Origin of the sequence: Enterobacter cloacae complex sp.6700776 (assembly GCF_048284255.1) — a bacterium.
Taxonomy (GTDB): domain Bacteria; phylum Pseudomonadota; class Gammaproteobacteria; order Enterobacterales; family Enterobacteriaceae; genus Enterobacter; species Enterobacter intestinihominis.
In genome coordinates, this window is record NZ_JBLVYK010000010.1 from 93388 (window position 1) to 105449 (window position 12062).

Consider the following 12062-nt stretch of genomic DNA (forward strand, 5'->3'; position numbering starts at 1 on the left):
GAGAAGAGGCGATTAAAGTCTTAAATCGCACTTTTAAAATAAGCGCGTTTAAAACCTTTCCTTATAAAAAGACAAAGAAATACAAAAAATCTATTTTATTTCAGTAAATTCTTTATAATGCGGTCAGATGAAGGGTAGCATACGGATTCAGACATGCCGCAAAAACGTAAAATCCTCCTCCTGGACACAGGCAAAGAATGGGGGGGAGGTACCAACAGTATGCTTGAGCTTCTGAAGCGAATCAACCGCGACAAATTCGACATTACCTGTTGTTTTTACAGTGATTATAGTCGTGCTGAAGGTCAAACGATAGGCCAGGTGCTCAACAGCATTGGGATCCCATTACTCGTTATCCCTCAACGTAAGCAACCGGCATGGGCAAAACTCCTGAAAGAAGCGGGACGTGGTCTGCTGTTTTTCTCGCGTTCGGCGCGCAAAGCATTTACGCGGCATATTGATACCCTGTGGCGTATCCGGCCCAACGTCAGCAAGATCGAGACCATTTTCAGGGAAGGTGGATTCGATACGCTGTATATGAACAACCAGCCAGGCTCTAATGAAGAAGGGTATCTGGCGGGCGCAAACCTGCGTGCACGGATAATCCAGCACTGCCGGATTGAACCGGTGCTGACCCCGCCGCTGGTGAAGCTGGTGAATGCCCATGCCACAAAAATCATTGCCGTCTCGCACGGCGTTGAACGCGTGCTACTTCAGCATGGCGTCCGGCCAGAGCTGTGTACCACGGTCAACAATGCCATCGACATCCATCAGCCTTTGCCGGACCGATGCGCGATGCGCCAGCGACTGAATATTGAAGACGATACGTTTGTATTCGGCAGCATTGGCTCGTTAATCCCTCGTAAGGCCAACCACCACACGCTGGAGGCGCTGGCACAGTTCAGCCAGAGACACCCGCAGGCAAAATGGAAAATGGTGCTGGTCGGTGAAGGGGCTGAACGCGGCGCGCTGGCTGCACAAGCTGATGCATCAGGTATTGCTGAGCACGTCATTTTTACCGGTTTCCAGAACACGCCTTTTGACTATCTCGCCACTTTTGACGCGTTCATTCTGGCCTCGCAGAGCGAAGGCTTGCCCCGCGTCGTGCTGGAAGCAATGCTGCTCAACATCCCCGTGATTGGTTCAAAAGTGACCGGCACGGCAGAATTGATCGACCATGAGTCGACCGGGCTGCTGTTCCCCTGGAGCGACGTGTCGCAACTTGCTCAACATCTGGATAATATCTGGCAGGATCCTGCTCTGCGCGCCCGGCTCGCCGCAGCCGCGCACCAGAATGTCTGCAACATGTATGCCATTGAAAGCTATGTTAACGGTGTCGAGGCCGTTCTTGGCGCGCAATAACCAAACGAGAAGAACATGTTTAAATTCCTGAATGCTCGCTACCGCCACATTACCGGGCGTCATAACATTCCTTACGCTTCCCTTCCGGTCACGCGCGATCTCGTTGCGGTTGATTCCATTGTGATCCCGTGTACGGGCGCGGATTTCGTCGAAGAGGCGTTATTGTCAGCGACCTTTGCAGAGCGTTATGCCTCTGACGTCAGCGAGATTGTTATCGTCAGCGATCAGCCTGAATCCGCTTTCGGCGAACTGCCGCCAAAAACCCGCGTTGTTACCCTCACGCTTCCAAAACGTGAAGAAGGTTACCGCTATAAGCAGATCTACCTCAGTCGTCTGGTGAAGCTTAACGCTCCGTTGCAGGCGCGCGGTGAAGGTGTGCTGATGATCGACTCCGATCTCAACCTGCTTAAAATGCCAGAGATCAACATGGCGGATATGCACATCTACTCCAGCTTCCGTCAGGGCAAAATGATTGCCAAGCTGGACGGTGCGCCAGCGGAGAAAGTGCCGGCGTATTACAAAGAAACGGTGCGCCCGTATCTGGTCGATCACGTTAACGGCGCGTTTCTTGCCGCCACCAAAAAGACCTGGCGCCGTATCTGCCCGCTGTGGCTGACGCTGTTCCAGGATACCTGGGAGCTGATGGACGATACGCAGCCGCCGACCGATCAGCTGCCGCTCGCTGCGCTGCTGGACATGCTGGATGTCAAAACGGTTAACCTGGGCGACTGGATGAACTGGCCGGTCTCCAAGAAGATCGGCGGACAGGAAGCCGTTGTGCCGAAAGAGGTGATTGGCGCGCACGGCGGTTTCCCGCTTTCCGAATGGCAGAAGTATCTGGAATCACCGGATAATAAGCTGCTGTTCAAAGGTCAGGATTACACCCGCAAGGTGCGTTACCTGACGGACGAAGAGAAAAAGAATCAGTAAAAAAGGGGCCTCAGGCCCCTTTTTGATTACTTATCCCAGCTCAGGATCACTTTCCCTGACTGGCCGGAACGCATTGCGTCGAAGCCCTGCTGGAACTCATCGATGGAGAAACGGTGAGTGATAATCGGGGACAGATCCAGACCGGACTGGATCAGCGCAGCCATCTTGTACCAGGTTTCAAACATCTCGCGGCCATAAATGCCCTTAATGAACAGCCCTTTGAAGATGACTTTGTTCCAGTCGATGGACATATCTGACGGCGGAATACCCAGCATCGCGATACGGCCTCCGTGGTTCATGGTGTCGAGCATGGTGCGGAACGCCGGTGGCGCGCCGGACATCTCCAGACCCACGTCAAAACCTTCGGTCATGCCCAGCTCTTCCATCACGTCTGTCAGGCTCTCTTTCGAGACATCCACCGCGCGGGTGACGCCCATTTTGCGCGCCAGCGACAGGCGGTATTCGTTCACGTCGGTGATCACCACGTTGCGCGCACCCACATGCTTCGCCACGGCTGCCGCCATAATGCCGATTGGGCCCGCGCCGGAGACCAGCACGTCTTCACCCACCAGGTCGAAGGAGAGCGCCGTGTGTACCGCGTTGCCGAACGGGTCGAAGATGGAGGCCAGGTCGTCAGAGATATTGTCCGGGATTTTGAACGCGTTAAACGCCGGGATCACCAGGTATTCCGCGAAGCATCCCGGACGGTTCACGCCCACGCCGACGGTGTTGCGGCACAGGTGCGTACGTCCGCCGCGACAGTTGCGGCAGTGTCCGCAGGTAATGTGGCCTTCACCGGAGACGCGGTCGCCAATGTTGAAGCCTTTCACTTCCTGGCCAATGCCGACCACTTCGCCGACATATTCGTGGCCGACAACCATTGGCACGGGAATGGTTTTTTGCGACCACTGGTCCCAGTTGTAGATGTGAACGTCAGTACCGCAGATGGCGGTTTTACGAATTTTGATCAGCAGATCGTTATGACCGACTTCCGGCTCCGGCACGTCGGTCATCCAAATCCCTTCTTCCGCTTTCAGTTTGGATAACGCTTTCATCACACGTCCTCAGGCAATTACGCCCAGCTGTTTGCCGATGCGGGTAAAGGCTTCAACCGCACGTTCAATTTGTTCAGGCGAGTGCGCCGCAGACATCTGGGTGCGGATACGCGCCTGACCTTTTGGTACCACCGGGAAGAAGAACCCGGTCACGTAAATCCCTTCTTTCTGAAGCTCACGAGCAAATTTCTGCGCGACAACCGCGTCACCCAGCATCACCGGAATGATCGCATGGTCAGCGCCGGCCAGGGTGAATCCTGCGGCGCTCATTTTTTCACGGAACAGGCGGGCGTTAGCCCACAGGCGGTCGCGCAGCTCAGCCCCGGATTCCACCATCTCCAGCACTTTAATAGAGGCGGCCACAATCGCCGGCGCCAGGGAGTTGGAGAACAGGTACGGGCGGGAGCGCTGACGCAGCCACTCAACCACCTCTTTGCGCGCAGCAGTGTAGCCGCCAGACGCGCCACCAAGCGCTTTGCCCAGCGTACCGGTGATGATATCTACGCGGCCCATTACGTCGCAGTATTCGTGGGAGCCGCGGCCATTTTCGCCGACAAAGCCAACCGCGTGAGAGTCATCCACCATCACCAGCGCGTCGTATTTATCCGCCAGATCGCACACGCCTTTCAGGTTGGCGATCACGCCGTCCATGGAGAACACGCCGTCGGTGGCGATCAGCACGTGGCGGGCACCGGCTTCACGGGCCTCTTTCAGGCGGGCTTCCAGCTCAACCATGTCGTTGTTGGCGTAGCGGAAACGCTTTGCTTTGCACAGGCGTACACCGTCGATGATGGAGGCGTGGTTCAGGGCGTCGGAGATAATCGCGTCTTCTGCACCGAGCAGGGTCTCAAACAGACCGCCGTTGGCGTCGAAGCAGGAGGAGTACAGAATCGCGTCTTCCATTCCGAGGAAGTTCGCCAGCTTTTGCTCAAGCTGCTTGTGGCTGTCCTGGGTACCGCAGATAAAGCGAACGGAGGCCATGCCGAAGCCGTGGGTATCCATGCCGTTTTTCGCCGCGGCAATCAGCTCAGGGTGATTCGCAAGACCTAAATAGTTGTTCGCGCAAAAGTTGATCACATGGCTGCCGTCGGCAACGGTGATGTCCGCCTGCTGGGCAGACGTGATAATACGCTCTTCTTTGAACAACCCTTCCGCACGTGCGGTGTCGAGGTCGCTGTTTAACTGTTTGTAAAAATCACCACGCATTGCAATTCTCCAGACTCGGCAAATTTTGGCACATATTACCCAAACCAATAGTTCATGACGAGATGACGCCGTATCTCTTCTCGTTTTTGCAGCATAAATCACGTGTACCCCTGCTGCATATCGGTGAATGGCTGAAGACCGGGCATTGTGATGATATGATAAAGAGATTAGCGTTCGGGATGTTCCCCGGACTCCACACTTCAAAGGTTACAGTTATGATCATCGTTACCGGCGGCGCGGGCTTTATCGGCAGCAATATTGTTAAGGCCCTCAATGACAAAGGCATCACCGACATCCTGGTGGTGGACAACCTGAAAGACGGCACCAAGTTCGTAAACCTGGTGGATCTGAACATCGCTGACTACATGGATAAAGAAGACTTTCTTATCCAGATTATGGCGGGTGAAGAGTTCGGCGAGATCGAAGCCATCTTCCACGAAGGGGCCTGTTCCTCCACCACCGAGTGGGACGGCAAGTACATGATGGACAACAACTATCAGTACTCCAAAGAGATCCTGCACTACTGCCTGGAGCGTGAAATTCCGTTCCTGTACGCCTCTTCCGCGGCAACCTACGGTGGACGCACTTCAGATTTCATCGAATCCCGCGAGTATGAGCAGCCGCTGAACGTTTACGGTTACTCCAAATTCCTGTTTGATGAGTACGTGCGTCAGATCCTCCCAGAAGCCAACTCTCAGATTGTCGGCTTCCGCTACTTCAACGTCTACGGACCGCGCGAAGGCCACAAAGGCAGCATGGCGAGCGTGGCGTTCCACCTGAACACCCAGTTAAATAACGGCGAAAGTCCGAAACTGTTCGAAGGCAGCGACGGCTTTAAGCGTGACTTCGTCTACGTAGGCGACGTGGCGGCAGTGAACCTGTGGTTCCTGGAAAACGGCGTGTCCGGCATTTTCAACCTGGGCACAGGCCGCGCGGAATCCTTCCAGGCGGTGGCAGACGCGACGCTGGCTTACCATAAGAAAGGCAGCATCGAGTACATTCCGTTCCCGGATAAGCTGAAAGGCCGCTACCAGGCATTCACCCAGGCGGACCTGACTAACCTGCGCGCCGCAGGCTACGACAAGCCGTTCAAGACCGTTGCCGAAGGCGTAACGGAATATATGGCCTGGCTGAACCGTGACCGCGATATAAATTCACAAAATCATTCGAGCGGTATCAAGGCGGCAACGAAGTGAATCTCCGGGAGCTTACAAAAGTAAGTGACTGGAGTGAACGCAGGCAGCCAACGCAGAGACAGCTTGAAGGATGAAGTGAATGAAAATACTGGTGATCGGCCCGTCCTGGGTGGGCGACATGATGATGTCGCAAAGTCTCTATCGCACGCTCAAGGCGCGTTATCCCCAGGCGATAATCGACGTGATGGCACCCGCATGGTGCCGTCCGCTGTTATCGCGTATGCCGGAAGTGAACGAGGCAATCCCGATGCCGCTCGGCCACGGGGCGCTGGAAATCGGTGAACGCCGCAAACTCGGCCATAGCCTGCGCGAGAAACGCTATGATCGCGCATATGTCCTGCCAAACTCCTTCAAATCCGCTCTTGTGCCCTTCTTTGCGGGCATCCCGCACCGTACCGGGTGGCGCGGTGAAATGCGCTACGGCCTGCTGAACGATGCCCGTGTGCTGGATAAAGAGGCCTGGCCGCTGATGGTAGAACGCTACGTGGCGCTGGCCTACGACAAAGGCGTGATGCGCAGCGCGAAAGATCTGCCGCAGCCGCTACTGTGGCCGCAGCTCCAGGTAAGCGACGGGGAGAAATCCCACACCTGCAACGCGTTTGGCATTTCGTCCGAACGCCCGATGATTGGCTTCTGCCCCGGCGCGGAGTTTGGTCCGGCAAAACGCTGGCCGCACTATCACTACGCAGAGCTGGCGAAACAGCTGATCGACGAAGGCTATCAAATTGTGCTGTTTGGCTCGGCGAAAGATCACGAGGCGGGCAATGAAATTCTCGCCACGCTCAGCACCGAGCAACAGGCCTGGTGCCGAAACCTGGCCGGGGAAACGCAGCTCGAGCAGGCGGTTATTTTGATTGCCGCCTGTAAAGCCGTTGTCAGCAACGACTCTGGCCTGATGCACGTCGCCGCCGCGCTGGATCGTCCGCTGGTGGCGCTGTATGGCCCGAGCAGCCCGGACTTCACGCCGCCGCTGTCGCACAAAGCGCGCGTGATCCGTTTGATCACCGGCTACCACAAGGTACGTAAAGGTGATGCCGCAGAAGGCTACCATCAGAGCCTGATCGACATTACGCCGCAGCGCGTTCTCGAAGAGCTCAACGAACTACTGTTGAGCGAAGAAGGATAACGAATGCGGGTATTGATCGTTAAAACCTCTTCGATGGGCGATGTGCTGCATACGCTGCCGTCACTGACGGACGCGATGCGGGCCATTCCCGGCATTCGTTTTGACTGGGTGGTGGAAGAAGGCTTCGCGCAGATCCCCACCTGGCACGAAGCGGTTGACCGCGTGATCCCGGTGGCCATTCGCCGCTGGCGCAAAGCATGGTTCTCCGCACCGATTAAAGCCGAACGTAAAGCCTTCCGCGAAGCGGTGCAGGCCCGGCGTTACGACGCGATCGTTGACGCTCAGGGCCTGGTGAAAAGCGCCGCGCTGGTCACGCGTCTGGCGCACGGCGTAAAGCACGGCATGGACTGGCAAACCGCCCGCGAACCGCTGGCGAGCCTGTTCTATAATCGTCGCCACCATATTGCGAAGCAGCAGCACGCCGTGGAACGTACCCGCGAGCTGTTCGCGAAAAGCCTGGGCTATGCAAAACCTGAAGCCCAGGGTGACTACGCTATTGCACAGCATTTTTTGCGCGAGACGGAGGAGCATGCTGAACCGTATCTGGTGTTCCTGCATGCCACAACGCGCGACGATAAGCACTGGCCGGAAACGCACTGGAGAAGGCTGATTGAACTAATGCAACCTTGCGGTATCCATATTAAACTCCCGTGGGGTGCAGAACATGAGCGGCAGCGTGCGGAGCGTCTGGCAGCAGGCTTTTCCCACGTTGAGGTGTTACCCAAACTCACGCTGGCGCAAGTTGCCGCACAGCTGGCGGGCGCTAACGCCGTCGTTTCTGTGGATACAGGGTTAAGCCATTTAACCGCCGCACTGGATCGTCCTAATATCACGATTTTCGGCCCGACCGATCCGGGGTTGATCGGGGGTTACGGTAAAAACCAGCATCAGATGGTCAGCCCTACGCAACAAACGAAGGATATTAGCGCAGATGCTATTTTTTCATTTTTACAGGGCAGCCATCGGCTTTCCAACAGGGATATTTAACCCATGAGTTATGTATTTCTGCTGATTTTACTCTTTCCGGTGAAACTCCTCCGGAAGCTGTTTCGAAAAGACACGGGCAAAAACCTTGTCATTCAGACAGCCAAAATCGGTGACTTTATTAATGCGACACCTCTACTGGCATATCTGCAAAAAAGCGATGTGTTGGTCAGTCGCAGCGTTGGTGCGCTGGCGAAGCATGATGAGACTATCGAGCAGATCTATTTTATTGAGCAGCATAAGCGCAACCTGTGGCGTAAACTGTGCTTCGCGTGCAGGATCATGAACCGCTACGACAACGTCTACCTGCTACAACCCAACAGCGTGAACCTCTTTTTTGCCGCCGTCTGCAATGCTAAAAACAAACAATTTTTAACCATTTACACGCGCAGGTGGTATCACGGGATTTTCTATCTTGCGGCTGACGGTACCGTTGAGCATGGCAAAAAAACGCTTTCGGTGTCGAACTACCTGAAACTGGCCGACCGCGCACTCACATGGCAAGACTCTCCCAAGCACGCCACAAAGCCGCTCTTTAAACCGACGACCTGGCCGGCCATTCTTGATAAACCTGACGTTATCCGCATCGGCATCAGTATTGCGGCGGGCAATAAAGCCAAAACCGTTCCTCCGGTTATCTGGAAACGGATTGTTGATCAACTCGCTGATTTACCCTGCGAGTTTTATGTCTTCGGCGCGCCAAATGAACAGTCGTGGATGGACGATATCACCCGCCTTTACGGTGAAATCCCTAATTTTATCAATCTTATTGGCAAAATTTCGCTGGAAGAGCTTCCCTGGGCCATTTCTAAGATGGACTGTTATATCGCGTCTGACTCGGGGAATGTGTATATCGCAGACGCCGTTGGCGTTCCGGTAGTCCTGCTGTTTGGTCCGTGTTGTCACTATGAACAACGTCCGCTTGGCAATGTGTTGCTGATCGGGAATGACGACAACATTTGTTCTTATGTGTTTGAAACGCGCTATTACTTCCCGCAAGAACGGGAAGCACTATTCTCTGTCACTGACTCCGCGTTACACGATCTTCAGCAGTTTATCCGTACATTACCCAAAGCCCGCTCACTGGCTAGCGCTACCGACGCTCAAGGAAACTAATTTTTATGGCTTTTTTAAGCGTCATTATTGCTGCGCATAACGCTGAAGCTACGCTGCATGCCACGCTTTCAAGCCTGCTGGCAGCCACCGTTCAAGACACTGAAATTATTATTTTTAATGACAGTTCTGAGGATACCACGCAGGCAATAATTGAAGAGTGGTCACCTAAATTTCCTCAGATCATAACGCGCACCGTGAACTTTCGTAACGTCGGCCGGGTACGAAACAGTGCTGTCGCACTGGCATCCGGTGAATATATTACGATGCTCGACAGTGACGATTGCTTAAAGCCGGGCAGCCTCAGGGACGCAATTACCTTTCTGAAAGCGCAACGTCCGGATATGTTACTGACACGTTTGCTTGAGATTCGCGATCCCCGGAAAATGACTTCAGACTGGCAGGGATTCAATCCTGTGCCATTGTCACAACATGAAGCAGTCGCTCGTTTCTTACGCCATAAAGACTTTCAGGCGCATCTCATTGGCCAGTTTATTCATCGTAGCCTGTACGAAAGCAACCCTATTCCTCCAATGTTATGTTATGAGGATTTCGCTGTCTTCCCCGGGATGTTGATGCAGTCGAGCAAAATAGTCTATCAACGCCAGGGGCATTATTATTACGTCAAGCGTCGCGACAGTTTGTCGAGCAGTCTGGACGCCAGCAAAATTTCAACGCTTGTCGAATGCACGTTACAGATGGAAAGAACATTTCCTTCAAGCTACAGGCATCTTGTCAATTGCCACTGGTTTGATATTTACAGCAACCATCGGTCCTGTCTTACAGACCAACAATTGCAACTCGTGAAACAACGCGTAAAGGCCATGTACACATTGTCTTTTTTCCTGTCCACCGATGTTCGTTTTAGCTACAAAAAAAGGGTTATTGAGGCGTTATGGAAAAAATAAAACCACGGCTATATCAACTGACGATTGCTTTGAGCCTCATCTCTTTGATGCTGGCATTAGTCAGTTCAGGGAAGCAAAGAGAGTTTTTCTATATTGCTATTTACGTCAGTATTATTGGCCTGGCTTTCGAATATAAAAAAATCACTCTTCGACCTTTTACTATAGCGCTGCCCATTTTGCTGATTGGGTTACTTAACCTCGGCTGGTACTTAATCTATGAGTATCATAACGAGGGACTCAATCTTTACAGCGACTATCTAGGCGCCAGCAAAAAGTTAATTTTAGCGAGTATCCTGATTTTCTATATTGACCGCTTTAAGTTTTACATTGATAAAGACAACTTCAGGAAATTTTTCTTCTACGCAGCGGCCTTAGGGTTTGTGCTCGCCACAGGATATGGCTTGTGGCAGGCCTCGCAAGGTATGACTCGCGTTGAGATGGCAATTAACCGTGCCACCGTTTCAGCCTATGTTTATTCTGTCCTGTCACTGGCTTTCGTATACAGTCTTTACCTTCAGCAGAACGTAAAGCTGTATGTTGTCGCGGGTTTCACTATATTAATCTCTTACTTCGTCATACTGTTGACGGGTACCCGTGCTGCGATGGGTTTATATCTGCTTCTGGCGATAGTGCTCACGCTATATCATTTCAGAAAAATTCATCTCAAATCCACTCTCATCTTTTTATGCATTGTGGCCGGCATTGTCGTCGTAAGCTACAAGCCGTTGATTGCACCGAAAATAACGCAAACCCAAATTGAAGTTGAGAAATATCAGCAAGGCTATGACCGCACGTCACTGGGCGCACGTTTTTCGATGTGGACTGTCGGGATCGAGAATGGTCTTGCACATCCGTTGGGGCAATCACTTGAAGAGCGTGAAACGTGGACACGGCAGTATATAAAAGACGGTCATCCACATCTTGCTACCGCGCTCGTGTACATCAAAGTCCACCTGCATAATGAATTTATAGAGAAATATTCATTGCAGGGGATCCCCGGCGTGGCGGTAATGCTCTTTTTCTTCGTTTCGATGATTGTGTATGCCCTACGAAACAGAAACGCACTGCTGCTAACCTCGATGCTACTTTTGCTTTTGTATGGACTGACGGATGTCATACTGCTCAGTTCAGAAGCCTTAATCTTCTTTATGGTTTTGTTTGCATTAAGTACACCTTTCACCCAAACAAAGCAGCAATAGCAAATATGCCCGCCTGGCGGGCATAACTATTTTTTGTACTGGTAAAACTCCGCCAGCGTCATCCCCACGGTCTTATCTGATAACCAGGTAAAGAGCTGCTCCAGATCCTGATAAAGCCCCTCAATCGCGGCCTCGTCTTTAAAAGTAGGGCTCCCGCCAGGCATAAATTCCGACGAATGCAGCATGAACTCTACGTAGTCATTTCCCTGAGACAGGCACTGCTGCGCAACCTTAATCATCTCCTGCGCGTTACCGCCGGACGGGCGTAACCAGTTAACTGACGGAGAACGGTATTTACCGCGCAGACGATCGTAACCCTGCTTCAGGGAATTCAGCCATGCCGGGTGTTTATACTGGATGCTCATTGGCACTTCGAGGAGAAGGCTGTTTCCCGGCCGGGAAATGTCGTCTACGTCCAAAAAGTAGGCGCGATCGGGAAAATGCTGGTAATTCGTTCCGCCATTACCCTGCGGAGCACCTTTCGCGTTGCGCCAGTTCACGCGCGGCGTAACGGAACAATCTACCTGATACCCCAGCTCAATCAGCAACCGGGCGTAACGGCTGTCGAATGCCCAGCGCCCGGCGCGATGGCTGAGCATTTTTGTCTGGAAGGTCTCTTCCAGTAGGCGGGTCATGAACAGCACTTTCTCACGCATGACCTCGTCTGAAAACTCAATCAGATAAGGCTGCCAGCGCCAGTCATCACCGGTCAGATCGTGCTCCGGAGGGCTGTTCCAGGCATGGAGATGCATTCCTACCTCGCCCTGCCCCCGGGCTATGACCTCTTTCGCGAACTCAATGAACACCGGTTCGACGGCCATCTCGTAGTTGGTGAGCCAGACAGGCTTAAAGCCGAAACGCTCGCAAAGCGTCTGAAACCGCGCCAGGTAGCGCGCGTTTTCCGTTTTGATGACCCGGTGGTTCTGCCAGAGATTATCCCCTTCGGTATCGATCGTGATGATAAACGCTGGTTTTTTCATAATGAG

At 53.2% G+C, this 12062-nt stretch carries 11 protein-coding genes; 8 read left to right on the forward strand and 3 right to left on the reverse strand.

Annotation, left to right across the window (positions count from 1 at the left end):
• The first annotated feature begins 153 nt into the window (after positions 1 to 153).
• Positions 154 to 1359, forward strand: coding sequence for a glycosyltransferase (locus ACNQ0T_RS15585; RefSeq protein ID WP_022646636.1), 1206 nt, complete (start codon positions 154 to 156; stop codon positions 1357 to 1359).
• A gap of 15 nt (positions 1360 to 1374) precedes the next feature.
• Positions 1375 to 2289, forward strand: coding sequence for a hypothetical protein (locus ACNQ0T_RS15590; RefSeq protein ID WP_023305215.1), 915 nt, complete (start codon positions 1375 to 1377; stop codon positions 2287 to 2289).
• Positions 2290 to 2315: 26 nt separating this feature from the next.
• Here ACNQ0T_RS15590 and tdh read toward each other — a convergent pair whose 3' ends face one another.
• Both tdh and kbl read right to left on the reverse strand, forming a co-directional pair.
• Positions 2316 to 3344 carry an L-threonine 3-dehydrogenase gene (gene tdh / locus ACNQ0T_RS15595; protein ID WP_017383610.1) on the reverse strand — a complete coding sequence of 343 codons (1029 nt, stop codon included), beginning with the start codon at positions 3342 to 3344 and terminating at the stop codon, positions 2316 to 2318.
• A gap of 9 nt (positions 3345 to 3353) precedes the next feature.
• Positions 3354 to 4550: a glycine C-acetyltransferase gene (gene kbl / locus ACNQ0T_RS15600; protein WP_015570030.1), complete on the reverse strand. Its 1197-nt coding sequence runs from the start codon at positions 4548 to 4550 to the stop codon at positions 3354 to 3356.
• Positions 4551 to 4765: 215 nt separating this feature from the next.
• On the opposite strand from kbl, the gene rfaD reads away from it, so the two are divergent.
• From rfaD to ACNQ0T_RS15630, 6 genes are all read left to right on the forward strand, one after another.
• Positions 4766 to 5746 (forward strand): ADP-glyceromanno-heptose 6-epimerase, encoded by a 981-nt coding sequence (gene rfaD / locus ACNQ0T_RS15605; protein ID WP_022646634.1) that lies wholly within the window; start codon positions 4766 to 4768, stop codon positions 5744 to 5746.
• Positions 5747 to 5825: 79 nt separating this feature from the next.
• Positions 5826 to 6872, forward strand: coding sequence for an ADP-heptose--LPS heptosyltransferase RfaF (gene rfaF, locus ACNQ0T_RS15610; protein WP_023305214.1), 1047 nt, complete (start codon positions 5826 to 5828; stop codon positions 6870 to 6872).
• A 3-nt stretch (positions 6873 to 6875) separates the two neighbouring features.
• Complete coding sequence (gene rfaC / locus ACNQ0T_RS15615) at positions 6876 to 7859, forward strand: lipopolysaccharide heptosyltransferase RfaC (protein WP_022646632.1); 984 nt, start codon at positions 6876 to 6878, stop codon at positions 7857 to 7859.
• 3 nt (positions 7860 to 7862) lie between these two features.
• Positions 7863 to 8972, forward strand: coding sequence for a glycosyltransferase family 9 protein (locus tag ACNQ0T_RS15620; RefSeq protein ID WP_022646631.1), 1110 nt, complete (start codon positions 7863 to 7865; stop codon positions 8970 to 8972).
• Positions 8973 to 8977: 5 nt separating this feature from the next.
• Positions 8978 to 9877, forward strand: a complete 900-nt coding sequence (locus ACNQ0T_RS15625) for a glycosyltransferase family 2 protein (RefSeq protein WP_023305212.1) — start codon at positions 8978 to 8980, stop codon at positions 9875 to 9877.
• The gene (locus tag ACNQ0T_RS15630) at positions 9865 to 11076 is read left to right on the forward strand and encodes an O-antigen ligase family protein (RefSeq protein WP_022646629.1); all 1212 of its coding nucleotides are present in this window, start codon (positions 9865 to 9867) and stop codon (positions 11074 to 11076) included. Before ACNQ0T_RS15625 ends, ACNQ0T_RS15630 begins: the two co-directional genes overlap by 13 nt.
• Before the next feature lie 26 nt (positions 11077 to 11102).
• On the opposite strand, the gene ACNQ0T_RS15635 is transcribed toward ACNQ0T_RS15630, so the two are convergent.
• On the reverse strand, positions 11103 to 12056 hold the full coding sequence (locus tag ACNQ0T_RS15635) for a polysaccharide deacetylase family protein (protein WP_022646628.1): 954 nt from the start codon (positions 12054 to 12056) through the stop codon (positions 11103 to 11105).
• Positions 12057 to 12062 lie beyond the last annotated feature (6 nt).